An 18824-nucleotide genomic window follows, 5' to 3' on the forward strand; every position below is an offset into this window, starting at 1 on the left:
AGTAATGTACCCTAAAAGTAGATTTGACTATGGCTTTCTTAGATTTGGAAAAGTGAATAGGTTTATTTAAAACCACCTTTGTATTCGAATATAAATTTAAATACTTATGAATACAACAAAAGTGTGGTTTATTACTGGAGCGTCTAAAGGTCTGGGGTTAACAATTACTAAGAAATTACTGGAACACGGTTTTAATGTTGCAGCAACATCACGAAATAAAGAATCTTTAATTAAGGAAATTGGAACAGAAAACAAAAAATTCTTACCAATAGAGATGGATTTAACGAACAACCAAAACGTAAAAAACAGTATTAATACTGTGATTAGATATTTTGGTAAAATTGATGTTATTGTAAATAATGCTGGTTATAGTCAAATAGGAACATTAGAAGAGCTTTCAGAAGAAGAGGTTGAAAACAATTTTAAAGTAAATGTATATGGTTCACTAAACGTAATCCGGAATGCGTCAATTCATTTACGGAAACAACATTCAGGACATATTTTCAATATTGCATCAGTAGGTGGTTATACAGGTAACTTTGCAGGATTTGGTATTTATTGTTCTACAAAATTTGCGATGGCAGGGTTTACAGAAGCATTAGCTGAAGAAATAAGGCCTTTTGGAGTGCATACTACTTTAGTTTACCCAGGCTATTTTAGAACAAACTTTTTGTCTAAGGGATCTATTCAAACTCCGTCTAAGCCAATTACAGAGTACAAATTGGCTCGTGAAATGCAAGAAGTACATCTGAAGGAAATAAATGGAAATCAACCAAATGATCCAAAAAAGGCAGCCGAAGTACTTATTAAACTAAGTGAACAAGAAAACCCACCTGTACATTTTTTCATGGGAAAAGATGCTTATCATTATGCAAATCTTAAAATAGAGACCATTCAAAAGGCAATGAAAGCACATCAAGAATTAGGAACATCAACAGGATTTAAAGATTAATGCATGTAGCTAATAATAGAATTTTAAAATGTAATTATTTATCGTACAAGAATGGTTTTGTATAAAGAAAACAGATTATTAAATTTCAAGTATGAAAAATATGTATCGATTTAAAACGCTTAGTGAATTTCATAGATATAGTAATCTGCCTAAACCACAACATCCATTAATTAGTTTAGTAGATTATAGTAAAGTCAATTATCCCACGAATTCTAATGAAATTAAATGGATGCAAGATTTTTACTCTATTGGCTTAAAGAGGAATGTAAATGAAAAGTTTAATTATGGGCAACAAAAATATGATTTTGATGAAGGGGTATTAGCCTTTGTTGCACCAAAACAAGTTCTTACAATTCAAATACAACAAAATATAACAGCAAATGCATCTGGGTGGTTATTACTCATCCATCCAGATTTTTTATGGAATACACAATTGGCAAAATCGATAAAAAACTATGATTACTTCGGTTATTCTGTCAATGAAGCACTTTTTCTTTCTAAAAAAGAAGAAAGTATTATTGTAGAGCTACTAAAAAATATTAAAAGGGAATATCAATCCAATATTGATAAATTCAGTGAAAATATAATTATTTCTCAAATTGAACTACTGCTTAACTACGCAGAACGTTATTACCAACGTCAGTTTATTACCAGAAAAATTACAAATCACGAAATTCTAGTAAAATTAGAAACAGCTTTGAATAGTTATTTTAGTAAAAAGAACACTCTGATTAATGGGTTTCCTACTGTTGTACAAATTGCTAATGATTTAAACCTTTCTCCTAACTATTTAAGCAATATGCTAAAAACAATTAGTGGGCAAAGTACCCAACAACATATTCATAATAAATTAATTGAAGTTGCTAAAGAAAAATTATCAACCACAGAACTTAGTATAAGTGAAATTGCCTTTGAGTTAGGGTTTGAGTATCCTGCATCATTTAGTAAATTGTTTAAAAATAAAACTACTGTTACTCCCATTGCTTTTAGAAAATCATTTAATTAAAATGACCTTTGCAATTATAAAACTACATTTTTTATTGACACATCAAATTATCAATTATAGGCTATTTAATTAATAATTTACTCTGACAGAATTATCATTTCGTCAGTTTTTATGGACATTTAGATAGTACTTCGTGGTATAATCATAAAAGTTTATGTCATGTTTAAAAAATATAAAGCCTTAAAATGGATACTCATAAGTGTTACCAGTATAGTTATCTTACTTTTACTATTTGGATGGTGGTTTATGAGTCTTTTACCTCCAAAAGAGATGTATGCCAATGTATCCAAGACACAAGTTTCAGATTTGCCTTATTTATCTCAAAATGTAATATCATCACGAGGAAAAATTCTTGCTATAGTAACCAGTACAGATAAAATGGGGGATACAGATAAAAAAACGGGGTACGAATTAACCGAATTGTCCCGGGCATATTATGTTTTTGAAGCGAATGGCTTCGAAGTTGATATCGCTAGTCCACTTGGGGGAACACCGCCTATAGTAATTGATGATGAAGATATGGGAGCGTTTGATTTTGCATTTCTAAATGACAGTATTGCACAACATAAAATCAAACATACGATTGCGGTAAAAGATGTTAATACAGAAGCATATGAAGCTATTTTTTTTGTAGGAGGCAAGGGAGCTATGTTTGATTTCCCTAATAATAAGGATATTCAAAAAGTAGTGCGTGAGTTACACCAGGACAATAAAGTTATAGGAGCTGTTTGTCATGGTCCCGCTGCCTTGGTAAATGTAACTTTAGATAACGGACGCCCGTTGTTAGAAAACAAAACAGTAAGTGGTTTTACTAATAAAGAAGAACTACTTTTAATTTCGGATGCTAGAGAAATTTTCCCTTTTCTTTTACAAGATGGCTTAGTTGCAAAAGGAGCACGTTTTAATGAAGGAACAATGTATTTAGAAAATATTAGTCATGACAATAATTTAGTAACAGGTCAAAACCCTTGGTCAACTTGGATATTAGCTGAAACTATGATTAAACAATTAGGCTACACCCCTAAGTATAGAGAAATTACTGCCGAAGAAAATGCAATACGTGTTTTGCAGATGTATGAAGATCATGGAGTAGATAAAGCAAAACAATTGATTGAACAAATTTGTGAGATAGATCGTAAACCATTAGCCCGACAACTTCTTGCCATGCATAGTGTTGTTGGAGTGATGAGAGGTGATATTAGTCGTTTTTACAACCTTATAGGCTTAACTGCTTACGCAAAGAAAAAAACAAAAGATATTGCGTATTAATAATATGTGTAGTTTCTTTATAGTAGTAAAACAACAATTTATGGAGTAGTCTACTTTCTTTGTAAACTTCATATTTTTTCTATTCATAAAAACAGTCATTTGAGTTTTTTAGATATCTTATTAATTATTATTAGCAGTGCTGGATTATTACATGGAGTACTATTTGCCTTGTATCTAATGATTTTCAAAAACAAGAAGTCTTTAACCAATTTTTTGTTGGGATGGATTCTTGTCTTTATGGCTTTTAGGATAGGAAAATCTGTTATGCTAAATTTTGGTGACGATTTAGAACCTATATTTATTTTTTTAGGATTAACATTTTTATTAATAATAGGACCATTTTTAAAATTTTACATTTTTGGAATTACACGTTCTAACTTTAAACTTCCAAGACATTATATTTTAGAACTTGTTCCTTTTATTTTAATTTTTATTGCTAGTCTTTTTGTTACCAGAGACTGGTATGAAAACAGTAAATTCGTAATTGTCATTTTTTCTAGTGGACTTATTTTTATATATCTACATCTGGCATTTTATATAGGTATAGCCTGGAGAGTATTACACCAAACAAAAAAACAATATTCAAAGAAATCACAAACAAAATCGCAAAAAGCTATATTAAAATGGTTACAATTTTTACTAATAGGTTTTGTATTTATATGGATATCTTATGTGATAAATATCTTGGATGAAACAATTCCTTATATAGTAGGACCAATTGTATATTCGTTAGTAATCTATTTTTTAAGTTATAAAGCTTTAGTACTTAAATCTACGGATCTTGATGGTGATGTATTTAAAACAAATGATGATGAATATATATTTACTGAAATTTTGAAACATGTCGAAAAAGAAAAATTATATCTTGAGTCTGATATTTCTTTGGTTAAATTAAGTAAGATAATTAGAAAAAGCCCTCAATTGACTTCATTAATTATTAATCAATATGCCAATCGAAACTTTAATGATTTCATTAATTTTTACAGAATTCAGGAGGCAAAAGTACTACTTTCAAAAGCAGAAAATAATGCATATACTATTTCATCAATTGCTTTTGACACTGGTTTTAGTAGTCTTTCTTCTTTTAATAGTGCATTTAAAAAATTTGAAGGTCTAACACCTTCATCTTATCGAAAAAATAAGATCTAATCATACGAATTTAGATTAGATTTCTCTTGTATATAAAATGGCTTACCTATATACTAAACTAGTATAATTAGTTACTATTTTGAAGGTTCAATATTCAGCATGATGACTCATTTCATTATAAAAGTTAAGTCATTATTTAAGTTTTATAATATTTAATTTATTAAGGAAACGCATAATCATGTAAGTAACATCTATTTCATACCAATGTATTCCTCCAAAATTGGCTCTAGAACTATGTTTATGGTGATTATTATGATATCCTTCACCCATCATTAAAAAGTCAAATCTAAATAGGTTTTTTGATGTGTCGGTAGTCTTAAAATTTACATACCCATAAATATGACCAAACCAATTAATAATCACTCCATGAATTGGGGCCATTAAAAATAATATTGGCAAAAATAGCCATTGCCACCAAGCTGTTACTAAGAATACAAATATGATTGTGTAAATAACAATCCATGCAATTCGAGAACCACGAGAACTGGCAAAGCGATCAAAATTTTTCCATTGTGGGACATTTTTTGTGAATTTTTGATCAACTTCTATACGCTTATTGTTTATGTCTCCGTATATATTTTTTGTTTTCCACATCATCGCAAATAAATTATGATCATATTTAGGCGAATGAGGGTCTTTTTCGGTATCGGTATATGCATGATGCATTCTATGCATAACACCATAACCATAAGCACTTAAATAACTTGGCCCTTGACAAAGCCAGGTAAGGAAAAAAGTGATTTTTTCAGTTCTTTTAGACATAGTATACACCTGATGAGCAGCATATCTATGAAGAAAAAAAGACTGAAAAAATAATCCTGAATACCATAAAAGCAAAACTAAAAGTAATATTGCCATAACATATTTTTTTGCAAAATTACTTCTAGAATATAGATATAACAATGAATCTATGTTAACTAATTTCTTTGCGAATCCGGCTTAAGCCTTGTGGTGTAACACCTATATATGAGCTTATATATTTTAATGGGATTTCTTTGATAACCTCTGGGTGATCTTTAAATAGATTTAAATAGCGTTCTTTTGCCGTAAATTGAAGTAAAGTTTGTTCTCTTTTAGATTTTATAAGAAAAAGTCTTTCTGCTGTTAGTCTTCCTATAAGATTTCCTATTTGGGTAGTTTGATATACTTTTTGTAAATCCTCGTATGTTATACTTAAAATGGTAGTATGAGTAAGTGTTTCTAATTCATAAAGAGAAGGTCTTCGACTTAAGAAAGAATCATATGCGCTTATGAATTGTTCTTTAAAAGAAAATCCAAATGTAATTTCTTTAGCAGGGTCAGCATTAGGTATATAAAAACGAACCAATCCAGATATAATAAATGAAATATAATTTTCGACTTTACCTAATTTTAAAAAAGCGGTTTTTTTAGGAATATCATGTTTAATAAGCTTAGAAGAAAAAAAATCCCAATCTTTATCAGATACGGTTGCAAATTGTTGCAAATGATTTCTTACTAATCCTAAGGTCGTTTTGGGGTCTAAGTTCATAATGCTGAAAGATACTCAATTTACAATGATTTAGTTGTAATCATTCCATTATAACCGGCTATATAAACTATATTTTTTATTCGAATTATATCTTGTACAAAATTATCAGATTTAAATATTTCTTCTACTTTGTACGATTGTAAATCGACTGTTACTACTTTGTTATCCTCTCCACAACTTGTAATACTGTTTTCATAATATATAATCGATCTAATACTATCATCATGAGCTTTTATTTTATAGATGTTCTGAGTGTCTAAAGAAATTTGAATTATAGTCCCGTCATGGGATCCTACAAAAATCATATTTTTCCTAAGTATGCTTAAACAAAATAAGGGTTGTTTGTTCTTATAGATACATGTGGTTTTTTCTAGCCTTGTGTTTGTAAAATGTACTGTTCCATCTTCTCCACAAGTAAGAACAGTATCGTTATCTTTAATAGATAATCCCCAAATCCAACCTTTATGAATTTTTATAGTTTTGATTACAGACAATGCTGTATTTAATAGATATAATTTACCACTGGTTCCAGCCGCAATGATGTTTTTATCTGCGTTAATTTTAATAGTTAAAATCATTTCGTCAAGAGTCGTGCTGGCTAGTATTTGACCAGATATACTCCAGCATTTTAAAGTAAAATCTCGTGAACAGGAAATAAACTCGGTGGCAGTAAGACGTACCACTTTTAAAACTGATTTTGAGTGTATTTTAAGACTCTTTTGTAATTGAAGATTGGTGTCCCATAACTTTATTGAAGTGTCTCGCCCACAACTTAAAAGTTGATTTTTATTTAACTTAACTAAATTCCAGATATACCCATCATGATGTGTGTTTTTAGTCTGTCTTTTAATGATAATATCGGATCTAAGTATGTATTTGTTCCCTTTGGTTACTAGTGCTCCCTTATGCCATAGTCGATGATCAAACACAATTAGTTTTCCTTTTTTTGGAACAATAGTTTTGATGGGGTTATTATCTGTTTTTAGCGTGTAGAAATCCGTGTTTCCTCCTTCGAAACCTTTATTATCATTAAGATAAAGTAAGAAAGTGAATTTGGATTCAGAAAAAGCATCGGGATAGTAAATACCATCTTGATGTTTAGAAAACAACTGATCCTTTTGATATTTACAAAACCTAAGCTTTTCATTAAGACCAATACTTTTTGTTTTTGTTTCTTTATCAAGGATATCAAGTTGCTTTAATTTGTCATACAACATTTCTGATAACTCTGGGTTATCCTCTACAAGACGATCATTATTCCTGTAGTAACTGGGATAGTGGCTGATTGCTTTTTCAAAATTTAATATTCGTGGGTTTAAAATTTCATTTAACTCTTTGTCTGTCAAAAAGTTTTCAATTTCAATGATTGGTAAGTTATTTATCCTTGTAGTGGTATACATATATAAGTTTTAAATTTCTAAAAATCAAAGTTCTTAGAAATGAAAAGCTTTTGCATTGATGTATGATAAGATTTACTTTTTTAATGCTACTTTTCGAATACGACTTAAAGATTCAGGGGTAATTCCTAAATAAGAAGAGATATAATGATGCGGAATCATGTTAAGAAGATCAGGATATAGTTTTATGAATTTTTCGTATCTATCTGATGCACTTAGATATTGTAATGATTCTATTCTTTCAATAGCTAGAATATAATTAAACTCTGCCATCAGTCTCCCAAAAGTATTAAAAGATTGACTAATGTTGTATAGAGCGGTCCAATATGAATATTTGATCGATAGTACTTTACCCGGAACAATACATTCGATGATTTCATTGCTGGGTTGTGCTTTTAGAAGACTAACAAATGAGGCTATAAAAGGGTTTCGAGATTCATAATTAAAGTAACTTGTTATTTCTTTTCCATTATTTAATTGATATACCCTATACACTCCAGAAATCACAAATTTTAAAGAACTACAAATCTGACCTTGTTTTATTAAAACGTCACCTTTACCGTAGTTTTCTATCACAAGTTTTGAATGAAGTTGCTCTAGATCTTCGTCTGATGGTTTTATCCATTTAGAAATAAAATCAGTTAATTTTTGATATTCTTGTAGAGTGTTCATTTATAGAAAAGGATTCATATGCAACATAGCAAAACTACGAACTTCTTAATTTAATACAATTTAAAGTTGATCTTATCTAAATAAAGTGAAAATTCTACAATTTATATATCTTATATTATACCAACTGTAGCACCCAATCATAAATTAATCTTTCTTGACTAAAGAAAAGAAGTGTCAAACCTATAGTATCATAAAATCCGTGTATTAATATAGCAGATATCAAATTTTCTTTGTCTTTGTAAAAAATTAAAGAAACACAAAAATGCCATAGTGTAATTCCTATGATTCCTGCTAAACCCTGATACGAATGTGATATCCCAAAATAAATTGAAACAATAATTGCAGAGAATAACCAAGCTTTATTACCATTTCCAAATAATATAGCTAATCGTTTCATATAATACCCACGAAATAAGAATTCTTCTCCAAATGCTGCAAAAATCCAGACTATAATTAAAGTGATACTATAGTTTACAATATCACCTCTAAGATCATCAAGTGACGAAATATCAATTTTACCAAAGTAAATTTCTAAGAATGCTTCTATGGTATAAAAAATAAAAACAAGGAATAAGGCAATTAGAAAACTTTTTAAAGTCATATTCGTAGTTATTCTTTTACCAAAACCAAAATCAGACCACTTAAAATTACTTCCCCATAAAATTAAAAAAGCAACACCTAATGCCGAAAAGAAAACTAAATTTCTATCAATAAAACCAAACAAAGGGGTAAGTAACATTGTAAGAACAACTATGTGTTTTTTAGATAATATGGTGAAAATTTTGTCTTTCATTTTATGAAGTATTAGTAAATATTGTTTATGTTTTTTTCTTGATACTAAAGTATTATTTAGACTATGGGAGAATAAGCTTAAGTGATGAATAGCTAGAGTATAGTTGTAGAAAATAAGTACAAAAGGATAAAATAAGTTTATCACCTGTATAGAACTTTACATACCTAAAAAAAACCAGTTGATCACTTTAAAGTGTTTAATAAATTGGCAAGATCTCAATGTTAAAAGAATTAAAATGATAAGCTTAACTTTAAGAATCAATTATTCTTTTAATGTTAAATAGATGCAAAATGTTTTATTACATACATTAAACTTGAAAAAATAGTATTATTTACAGTTCTTTTAAGATAAAGGTGTTCATAGAAAAATCTTTATTGGAAATGATTAGGTCAAAACAAAAAATATAAGATTAAAGTGTATACTTAAAAAATGAAAAATAAATTTTTAAAATATTTTAAAAGAATGATTATAAGTATAGGTGTCATTATTACCGTATTAATAGTAGTTATAGTATTGTTTATTAATTTAAGCCCAGAGTTTGGAGGAAAAGCAACAGACGAACAAAAAGCATTTTATAAAACCTCAGAAAACTATAAAGACGATAGATTTGTTAATAAACATAAAGTAAAGCTAGATATGAGTCTTCGTGATATGGGTAAAAGCTTAGTAGGGTATTTTAGTCCGCAACCTAAAACAATCCCAAAAGAAGAACTTCCGGTAAGCAAAATTGATTCTACAAATATTGCAGAATATAATGACAAGACACGTCTTATTTGGTTTGGACATTCAACATTTTTAGTACAGATAGATCATAAAAATATTTTAATAGACCCTATGTTTGGAGATGTCCCCGCTCCGCATCCTATGTTAGGTAGTAAGCGCTTTAGTAAAGAGTTACCTATAGAAATTGAAAAAATTCCAAAAATAGATGCTGTGCTTATTTCTCATGATCATTATGACCACTTAGACTATGGATCCATTAAGAAATTAAAAAATAAAGTAAAAATGTTTTATACACCATTAGGTGTTGGTGTTCATTTACAGAAATGGGGATTAGAAAAAGAAAGGATTATTGAACTAGACTGGTGGCAAGATATAAGTTTAGAAGGATTACGTTTTATTTGCACCCCTGCTCAACATTTTTCAGGTCGGGGGTTAACAGATAGAACAAAAACTTTATGGAGTTCTTGGATCATAAAATCAGATAATGAAAATATCTTTTTTAGTGGTGATAGTGGTTATGACGATCATTTTAAAGAAATTGGTGAAAAATTTGGACCTTTTGATTTTGCAATGATAGAATGTGGTCAATATAATGAACTATGGCCAGATGTGCATATGTTTCCAGAGGAAACAGCACAAGCTGGATTAGATATTAGAGCGCGTAAAATTATGCCCATTCATTGGGGAGCATTTAAACTAGCAATGCATTCTTGGACAGATCCTATAGAACGAGTTACCAAAACAGCAAAAGAATTAAATATAGATATTATTGTACCTAAAATAGGAGAATCAATTTTTTTAAAAGAAAATGATTCTATTGATACTACTGTTAATGATAAGTGGTGGCAAACCTTAGAATAATTCGAAAGATTTTTTAAAAAATGATATTATGATTTTGCTATGAATACAAAATCAAAAAAACTCCCACCATAATACCGAATAAGGGAACTAATTTTTTACGTTTATTTTTTTCTTTAAAAACGAGTCCTCCAATAACGACCGCAATAAGTATTTGGCTTCGTTTTATGGCGGATAATAACATAATTAATGCATCTGGATCTTGCAGAGCTTTAAAATAAAAATAGTCTGCTAATTGCAATAAAATACCAACTGCTACAATAGTCCAACGCCATTTAAAAGCTTTTCTTTTTTCGGTATTTGGAAACCATGTTACACATAGAATACAAAACAAAATTAGTACGGTATACGTGCAAAACCAAAATTGTAAAGTTTGTGGATTTAATGCTAAATTTTGAATTAGAAATTTGTCATACAAACCACTAGAAGCTCCTAAAAATGTAGCACCAATAATGGCAAATATCCATTTGTTTCTCTTAAAGTTTATACCTTCTTTTTTTCCTATTTTAGAATATAGTATCACTGAAAAAATAATAAGAAAAAATCCTATCCATTGTAAAGAGTTAGGTTTTTCTTGGTAAATTAAGATAGCACCAATAAAAGTAAAAAACGGGCCTGCCGAGCGTATTGGAGTAACAATAGTTATTGGTAAGTGTTTTAATGCCTGATAAGCTAAAACCCATGACGCAGCCATAATCATAGATTTAATAAAAATAAAACCATGAGTAGCCCAAGAAATCTTAGTAATATACAACCCTATTTGTTTGGTATATTCGGGAAAATAGAGTGAACCTATAAAAAAGGGGAGGAGTACTAAAAAACCTGATCCAATAGTACCCAAAAGTACAGGAAAAACCTCATTTCCTTGTACTGCATGTTTCTTACATAAATTGTGTAAACCCAAAAAAAGTGCCGCCAATAAGCCCAAATACATCCACATGGCGCGAATATAAGTTTTTACCCTATTTTATAAATGAAAAATCGCGAATAAATCTAGACTAAGACTTAGAAGGATTTTCGGCTTTAAAGAACGGTGAAATAAGGCTTTCGAATAATGAAACTTCTTTTACAATTAACTTATAAGCGGCTGTCTCGAGATCCGAATCTAATAGTTTAAAAAAAAGAGTAGTTTTTCCATTCTGGATATTGATCGTGTCAATAATCAATACCTTAGACTCTTGTTTATCATTTCTAACCACAATAGAATCTCCACTTTTTTTTGAAATATTACTTTGATTTAGAGTTACTTTAGCAACACTGTTAGTAGTAATTATTACTTTTTGATACTCTGGAATTTTCACCCAAAATATACCAAAAACTAATAATCCAATGATAACCAGTGAGATAATCCCCCCATATTTAGATAATCCATTTCGATTTTCTAATACTAATATTTCAAATTTTCTATTAGACATTTTGTTTATTTAATTCAAGTTGATCTTTTACAAGATTAAAGTAGTATTCTTGCTTGATAACTAAGTCTTTATGTGTACCTACTTCTACTATTTTACCTTTATTCAAAACAACTATTTGATCAGCACCCTTAACTGTACTTAATCGATGCGCAATTATTACGGCCGTGCGGTCTTTAATAAATGAATTTATATTTTTCATAATAATTCTTTCATTTTCTGTGTCCAAAGCACTTGTCGCCTCATCAAAAAACATAAAATCTGGATTTTTGTACACTGCCCGTGCAATTAAAATACGTTGTTTTTGTCCCCCACTAATTCCGTTACCAGAAGCTCCAATCTTTGTTTTTAGCTTGTTTGGTAATCCTTCAATAAACTCTGTTAAGTTTGCTACTCTTATAGCATATTGTAGTTGTTTTTTATCTATTTCTTCATCACTTGTAGCGATATTTCTTTCTATTGTATCCGAGAAAATAAAACCATCCTGCATAACAGTTCCTATTTTACTTCTCCATTCTTTAGGAGATATGCTTTTCAACCCTTTGTTATCTATAAAAATATCTCCTTCTGAGGGCGTATAAAACTTAAGTAGTAGTTTTATTAATGTTGTTTTTCCGCTACCACTTGCTCCAACTATAGCGGTAGTTTTTCCCTTAGGAATGTACAAATTTAAATTATTGAGAATTTGTTGTTGAACTCCATCATACGAATATGAAAGGTTAACTAAATGAATACCGTATCGATTATCAAAGTTTTTACTTTTTAGTATCTGTGGACTATTGTCAATTTGCTCTTCTTCTCTTTGAGCATGTACTTCGCTAAGTCTATTCAAGCTAATTTTTGCATCTTGAAAGGATCTAATAAACTCTATTAATTGATTTAAAGGAGAATTCGTTTGGCCTATTATATATGTTATACTTAGCATTGCCCCCAAACTTAAATTTCCTAAAATAACTTCTTTGGCTGCAAAATAAGTAACTAGTATATTTTTAAAATGGTTAATAAAAGTATAGCCTGTTGTCTGATATTGATCTAATTTTAATATTCTAGTACTTATTTTATAAAGTTTTACTTGAAGATCTTCCCATTCATTTCGCTTATGATTTTCAAAATTATTTAATTTAATTTCTTGCATCCCATTGATCAATTCGTATACTGAGTCTTGGTTTAGAGCTTTACATTGAAATTTAATATAGTCCAATATTTTTCTTTTATTTTGAAATATCAAAATCCAGCAAATAGAAACAGAAGTTAGTATAGAAAAAGTTATAAGAATTTTTAAATCATAAATACCTAATACAACAAGAAATACTAAAAGATTAATGAGTGAAAAAAGTGTCAGTAAACTTTGTGACGTAAGAAATTCTTCAATTCGTTCATGATCATTAATTCTCTGCGTAAAATCCCCCATCATTTTAGTGTCAAAAAACTTAATAGGAAGTTTCATTAATTTCATCAAAAAATCGGAAATGATCTTGATATTTACGTGACTTCCTATATATAGGGTAATCCAATTTCTTATAATTTCTATTATCGCAGAGCCTAAAAAAAGAAATAACTGGCCAAACAAGATAATTTTTATAATATCTAAACTTTGATCTTTGACACCTCTATCAATTAATGCTTGGGTCAAAAAAGGAAAGATTAGTGTAATTAAAGATCCTCCAAAAACTCCTAATAATAATTGAGTTATTTCCCATTGATATGATTTTAAGTATGATAGAAGGAAAGATGAACTATCATTGGTATCTTTTGATACTGCTTTCTTATTATAAAACTTATCTGTAGTTTCTAGATATAAAATAACCCCTTCATTATTAGCATTACACCATTGTTTTTTGAATTCATGCTCACTTAACTTAATGATACCATGTCCAGGGTCGGCTATAATAAATTCATTTTCATTTGAAATCTTTTTCTTTCTTATTTTATAGAGAACTACAAAATGGTTTTGATTCCAATGTAAAATTGCTGGAGACTTAATCTGGAGCACGAGGTCTTCCAAACCCATCTGTAATGTAATTGATTTTAACCCAATAGCATTTGCCGATTTACTTATTCCTAGCAAACTTACCCCATCACGTGTAAGAGAAGAAAGATCTCTTAAGTATTGTAATGAATATCTCTTACCGTAATACCTAGCAATCATTTGTAAACATGCCGGACCACAATCCATTTGGTCATGTTGGGGTAAGAATTTAAAATTGCGTCGAAATAACATTGGATATGTGCTTTGAATAAAAAATAAAATGCTTTTTAATTAAAAAGGGATTTGAAAATAGACTTAATGAACGTAAATTAATCTACTTATGTACCTCTATAATTTTAAAATAGAAGCCTCCATTTGATCAAATTTTAATGTGATTTCTTTTTGATCTTCTTCACTAGGATGATCAAACTTATAGTCTAGTTTCAATTCAGAACTTTTTAACTCAATGGTAAAGCAATATTGGTTTTCTTGTATTTGGATATAGTATTCATTTATGTAATCACTTGAGTATTCATGATATGCTCTAGTGATGATATCTACTATTCTATCCATAAATTTTGAATCGAATGTACATGAAAATGAATATGAATGATTCGTTTTTGATTTAGCATAAACAATATTTGATTTTGTAGTGTTAGCTTCGGCCAATGGTGCTGGTGGTATAATATTCTTTTCCATATTCTATTAGTTTTAAAAGTTTAAATGGTATGCTAATAATGAATTTATTATATATCATGATGCTATATTTTTTTAATTCCATTATGTGTATCAAGAAGTGTAAGGATATATATACCAATACTTTCATCCCAATCTTTGTCTAAAATGGAAAGCGCTTTAGCTACGGTCATTTCTTCTCCTTTATTGATCTCATTAATTAGTTTTTTTATTCCATCATGATTATGAAATACGAGCTTTGTACCTCTTACATAAATTAAAAGATTTTCTTTATCTAATGAATCAGAGTACTTGATCTCAAAAGGTTTTTCAAGGATGATACTGTCTTTTTTAGTATATTCAATCTCTTTTTCTTTCGGAAATGGCCTTGTCCAGAAACCAGAATTACTATACATAGAATATCTATAATCTTTAAATGTTTCTTGTATGAAATCTTTAAATGTTAACTGCGCAAGATCTTGAGGTATCTTAAACAACTCAATAGCTTGTTGTGCAGCACTTAAATCATCTATTTCTCTTTTATCAGGAAGCATTGTTTCTGTACATTCGTCTAAATATTGATCCACAATAACTTGTAATATTTTTTTTGCCAAATCCCTTTTCATATGGTTATTAAACCACATCGTTAACCCCATAGACAATTCGTCTGATTTACCAATATGATATTCATTTGGTGGCATGTAATAGAGATCTCCTTCTTTGAAAGGGTGAACATTTGCCAGTGGTAAGTATTGTTCTACATCTTTATTGTTAAACTTATGATCACCGGCTTTTTTTTCGTATGTTTTCTTATCCCATGTATACATTGTCTTGTCACCAGGACCAAGATGAAAATGAGTAACGCTCTCTCCTGGAGCATCTGTATGTATACCTAATGGTGTCCAACCATAATTACCAATGAATATGGTAAAATTAATTCCCATTAATGGGATGCCTACTTGCGGTAATAGGGGAGATATTTTGTGCGCGATCCTTTGGGCCAACAATTTGTTTATCTTCTCACCTCTATTAATAATCATTCCAAACTTTTTGTTCTTAAAAGTTCGCTTTGTCCAATCATTAATAGTTTCCTTTTTTTTAGGAGGTGAATCATAAACCAAATCCATTTCTTTATTATATAATTGTTTACCTTCAACAAATACACGAAACCCAAATTGATCGGTTCTTAACTCACAAAGAGTTCTTAAAATATCCATGATCTCTAATCGCATAGCCGCTGTTTCTTGTCTAGAAATACAATCTCTAAAAACAGAAGTTTTATTAAGCGTATCTGTGTTTTTTAGAAAAGTATTTTTCCACCAATCAGAATCAAACTTTTCTTGCTGTTTTGGTATGTTTTCTTTAACTAACATTATTTATTTATTTTAGCGTTATATGCAGGTACTATAGCAATTGTTTTAAGCACTCAATTTTAGTACCTGTACTATTTTAGTTGAAGAAAGAGAGAATTCTCTCTCTTTCTTCTTTACTAGCCTTAAACAGCAACTTGCTGTTGTTGTTGCTGTTGTTGTTGCTGTCCTCCTGTACGAGTAACGAACCCACCTTTTAATTTGTCTTGATCCATTGGTGAAAGTACTTTAGCTCCTAAAAATTCTGCTGGACTTTTTTTAACGTTTTTCATTTTAGTAAAAATTTAAATAATTTGTTTCCTACTCTTTTTAAGGTTTTTCGGATTCCACCTCATTACTGCGCAATAATATTTTTAAGTAGATCTATTTTTTGCATTTTGACTACTCCGATTGTACTTCACATTTTTGGTCTTATTACCTTTTGAGAAGTCATATCGTATAGAAAAATTAAGAGCTCTACTAAAATTGTTTCTATTTTGTATTGTTTGAATTCTTTGTTGGGTATTTGTAAATTGATATCTCAGCCTATCAAAAGGATCGACTATCTGTAGATAAAAAGATAAGCTGTTTGTGATTTTTTTAGACAGATCTATATAAAATGCATAATTCTCGCCAGATTCGAATTGTCCGTAGGTTTCAGGACCGTTATATTGAAATGAAATTTCGGTAGTAATCTGAGATGGAAGTTTGAATGCAGTAGCTATACGGGTTTGAATTGTACCTTTAGAAGTCTCAATATTTTCTACTGCATCTTCAAAAGTAGAAATGTATTTCTTGCCGTACCAAGAAGAGCTAGCAAAAAATGTCCACCAATTGGTTAGTTTACGATTATATGATAATGAAATACCATAGATTGAAGTTTTTTCGATATTTCTCCATTGATATTGTAATTCAGTATTGGATAATTGTGTCAAGATTTCCCGTGGTTCTCCTTTAATATCATTAAAATATAATTGAAGATTTAAATTAGACGAATTATAATTTAACTCTAAAGCATTGGTATATGAAGGATTTAGATCTGGGTTTCCTACTTGTGAGGTAAAATCTGTTAGATAAAAAATAGTTGGGTTGAATAATCTATAATTAGGTCTGTTTATTCTTCTGGAAATCGAAAAACCAATACTTGATTTATCTTTTAATGGTTTGGAAATAAATAAGCTAGGAAATACATCAAAGTAATTTTTATTTAAGGTAAACTCTGTAGCTAAAATTTCACCATTTCCTTTGGTATATTCACCCCTAAATCCAATTTGTAGGTTTAGTTTAGAATCGAATATATTTTCTGCAGCAAAAGAACTGTATAGTGCAATGATTTGTTCGTCATAATCAAACTTATTCGAGAAATTTTCATCTCTTATATATATCCCATTAATTAGATTTTCAAAAATAGAGTTACTTTGACTTTTGACATATCCATATTTTGCGCCAATTTCTAAGTTTTGTTTGTTAGTAATAGGCTTTTGATAATCTATTTGAGACGAAATAATATTAAATGATGATAATGCACTTGATCTTCTAGTATTCGAATTTATAAGTGCTGTATTCGAATCGAAAAACAGGTTTAAATAATCATTGTCGCTACTGTTTTCAGAAGTATAATAATCAAAAATCGTCTTTAAATTTTGCCCTAGAGAATCAATAGTTTTGTTATAATTAATTCCAAACGCAGAAGAATTATTTTTTCCAAGATTAGAATATAATCCATTCGATTGTATTGCTTGATCATCTGTTATTATTAGGTCATTATTCTGTGATCTATTAAAGTCCTTATCAAAGATTCTGTATTGTAAGATAACTTGATCATTATCTGAAAAATCGTATTGTAAATCAAAATTAGCAAGTCTATCTATGCTTTTTGTACTGTCTATTTTTTCATATTCATAAATAGTTTTCGGGAGGGAAATAGTTTCGACTCTATTTTCGTCTGTTCTATATTCATTTTGTTGATAATACAGATAAGAGTTTAGAGATAGTTTTTTAGTTATTTTAGAGTTTAATTGCAATGAAGTTCCGTAACTTAATAATTTAGAGAAATTTAACATCGAATTTACAGATCCACTTACTCCTTTAGTATTGGAGGTTTTAGTAATAATATTAATGATACCCCCTTGACCTTCGGCATCATATCTAGCAGAAGGATTAGATATGATTTCAATAGATTTTAGTTGTTTCTCGGATAATGTATTTAGATAGTTCATTAAACTTTCTCTAGACATATTCGTTTTTTTTCCATTGATTAATATAATAGCGGATACGCCTTTTAAATTGATTTCATTACTACTTTGATCGACCCAAACATTTGGAGCATATTTTAGTATTTCTGTTAGATTCTTGCCTTTGGTGAGGATATTACTCCCAAGATTCATTAGTATTTTGTCCCCTTTTCGTATTATCAATTCTTTATTGGCGGTAACAAGGACTTCTTCTAGTTCTGTTTTATCTTCTTTAAGAATGATTACTCCTAAGTTTTGTCCTGTAGTATAAAAATTAGGAGAAACCCATGCTTTGTATCCTATGAAGCTTATAGTAATGTAAAAGGGTTTTTCTGCATTAATTAATAAGGAAAAACGCCCTTCATCATCTGTAATTGTTCCCTTGATAAGTGCATTATTATCAACATATTGTGCCGTTACATTACTATAGGCAATAGGCTTATTTAAAGAGTTGACAACGCGACCCTTAAAATTTTGAGAGAAAATTATTTGAGTTCCTAACAAGAAAATTAAACCGATAATAAGATTTTTCATTTATTTTTTTTCTGGATACTAGTTATTTTCGAATGAATATTGATGACAATAAAAAGTGTTGATTATATGGAGCTATTTAACACTTCTATTTGTATTAAGGTTTTTATTAAAAGATGCTGAATTGATCTATTTATTTCAATAAGACACTAATATTCTATGTTTTTTAGATGACTATTTTCTTTTAAAAAATTTAAAAAGAAACGTATTATTAATAATATAAATGGTCAGCGTTTAAATCAGGTTATAGTCTTTTTTGTAGATGACAAACCTTCTTAGGGGAAGTTTAGCTTAGGTATTTATAGTATAATACTAAATGTATAAG

The 18824-nt window shown here is 29.4% G+C and carries 17 protein-coding genes; 5 read left to right on the plus strand and 12 right to left on the minus strand.

Going from position 1 to position 18824, the window contains the following annotated elements; genetic code table 11:
* Window positions 1-106: 106 nt before the first annotated feature.
* From AWE51_RS04555 to AWE51_RS04570, 4 genes are all read left to right on the plus strand, one after another.
* Entirely contained in the window at window positions 107-952 is an 846-nt protein-coding gene (locus AWE51_RS04555) for an SDR family oxidoreductase (protein ID WP_066310082.1), read from the plus strand.
* A gap of 100 nt (window positions 953-1052) precedes the next feature.
* The gene (locus AWE51_RS04560) at window positions 1053-1958 is read left to right on the plus strand and encodes a helix-turn-helix domain-containing protein (protein ID WP_394332229.1); all 906 of its coding nucleotides are present in this window, start codon (window positions 1053-1055) and stop codon (window positions 1956-1958) included.
* A gap of 159 nt (window positions 1959-2117) precedes the next feature.
* Complete coding sequence (locus AWE51_RS04565; protein WP_066310086.1) at window positions 2118-3227, plus strand: type 1 glutamine amidotransferase domain-containing protein; 1110 nt, start codon at window positions 2118-2120, stop codon at window positions 3225-3227.
* Window positions 3228-3326: 99 nt separating this feature from the next.
* The gene (locus AWE51_RS04570) at window positions 3327-4376 is read left to right on the plus strand and encodes an AraC family transcriptional regulator (RefSeq protein WP_066310090.1); all 1050 of its coding nucleotides are present in this window, start codon (window positions 3327-3329) and stop codon (window positions 4374-4376) included.
* A gap of 132 nt (window positions 4377-4508) precedes the next feature.
* On the opposite strand, the gene AWE51_RS04575 is transcribed toward AWE51_RS04570, so the two are convergent.
* The 5 genes from AWE51_RS04575 to AWE51_RS04595 form a co-directional block, all read right to left on the minus strand.
* On the minus strand, window positions 4509-5234 hold the full coding sequence (locus AWE51_RS04575) for an acyl-CoA desaturase (protein WP_066310093.1): 726 nt from the start codon (window positions 5232-5234) through the stop codon (window positions 4509-4511).
* Window positions 5235-5289: 55 nt separating this feature from the next.
* Window positions 5290-5886, minus strand: a complete 597-nt coding sequence (locus AWE51_RS04580) for a Crp/Fnr family transcriptional regulator (RefSeq protein ID WP_066310095.1) — start codon at window positions 5884-5886, stop codon at window positions 5290-5292.
* A gap of 20 nt (window positions 5887-5906) precedes the next feature.
* On the minus strand, window positions 5907-7286 hold the full coding sequence (locus AWE51_RS04585; protein ID WP_066310098.1) for a 2OG-Fe(II) oxygenase: 1380 nt from the start codon (window positions 7284-7286) through the stop codon (window positions 5907-5909).
* A 72-nt stretch (window positions 7287-7358) separates the two neighbouring features.
* Window positions 7359-7955: a Crp/Fnr family transcriptional regulator gene (locus AWE51_RS04590; protein ID WP_066310100.1), complete on the minus strand. Its 597-nt coding sequence runs from the start codon at window positions 7953-7955 to the stop codon at window positions 7359-7361.
* A gap of 115 nt (window positions 7956-8070) precedes the next feature.
* On the minus strand, window positions 8071-8748 hold the full coding sequence (locus AWE51_RS04595) for a CPBP family intramembrane glutamic endopeptidase (protein WP_066310102.1): 678 nt from the start codon (window positions 8746-8748) through the stop codon (window positions 8071-8073).
* A 429-nt stretch (window positions 8749-9177) separates the two neighbouring features.
* Between AWE51_RS04595 and AWE51_RS04600 the strand changes: the two genes are divergently transcribed.
* Window positions 9178-10332, plus strand: a complete 1155-nt coding sequence (locus AWE51_RS04600; RefSeq protein ID WP_232517339.1) for an MBL fold metallo-hydrolase — start codon at window positions 9178-9180, stop codon at window positions 10330-10332.
* A gap of 37 nt (window positions 10333-10369) precedes the next feature.
* Here AWE51_RS04600 and AWE51_RS04605 read toward each other — a convergent pair whose 3' ends face one another.
* The 7 genes from AWE51_RS04605 to AWE51_RS04630 form a co-directional block, all read right to left on the minus strand.
* On the minus strand, window positions 10370-11269 hold the full coding sequence (locus AWE51_RS04605; RefSeq protein ID WP_066310104.1) for an EamA family transporter: 900 nt from the start codon (window positions 11267-11269) through the stop codon (window positions 10370-10372).
* A gap of 58 nt (window positions 11270-11327) precedes the next feature.
* Window positions 11328-11744, minus strand: a complete 417-nt coding sequence (locus tag AWE51_RS04610) for a hypothetical protein (RefSeq protein WP_066310106.1) — start codon at window positions 11742-11744, stop codon at window positions 11328-11330.
* Complete coding sequence (locus AWE51_RS04615) at window positions 11737-13962, minus strand: peptidase domain-containing ABC transporter (protein ID WP_066310108.1); 2226 nt, start codon at window positions 13960-13962, stop codon at window positions 11737-11739. The genes AWE51_RS04610 and AWE51_RS04615 overlap by 8 nt, the downstream gene beginning before the upstream one ends.
* Before the next feature lie 96 nt (window positions 13963-14058).
* Window positions 14059-14409: a hypothetical protein gene (locus AWE51_RS04620; protein ID WP_066310110.1), complete on the minus strand. Its 351-nt coding sequence runs from the start codon at window positions 14407-14409 to the stop codon at window positions 14059-14061.
* Between the two features lie 62 nt (window positions 14410-14471).
* Window positions 14472-15758: a cupin domain-containing protein gene (locus tag AWE51_RS04625; protein ID WP_066310114.1), complete on the minus strand. Its 1287-nt coding sequence runs from the start codon at window positions 15756-15758 to the stop codon at window positions 14472-14474.
* A gap of 122 nt (window positions 15759-15880) precedes the next feature.
* On the minus strand, window positions 15881-16027 hold the full coding sequence (locus tag AWE51_RS26855) for a hypothetical protein (RefSeq protein WP_162900333.1): 147 nt from the start codon (window positions 16025-16027) through the stop codon (window positions 15881-15883).
* An 81-nt stretch (window positions 16028-16108) separates the two neighbouring features.
* Window positions 16109-18502 carry a TonB-dependent receptor domain-containing protein gene (locus tag AWE51_RS04630; protein ID WP_066310117.1) on the minus strand — a complete coding sequence of 798 codons (2394 nt, stop codon included), beginning with the start codon at window positions 18500-18502 and terminating at the stop codon, window positions 16109-16111.
* Between the last annotated feature and the right edge of the window lie 322 nt (window positions 18503-18824).

The sequence above is a fragment of the Aquimarina aggregata genome (assembly GCF_001632745.1).
In the GTDB taxonomy this organism is placed as follows: domain Bacteria; phylum Bacteroidota; class Bacteroidia; order Flavobacteriales; family Flavobacteriaceae; genus Aquimarina; species Aquimarina aggregata.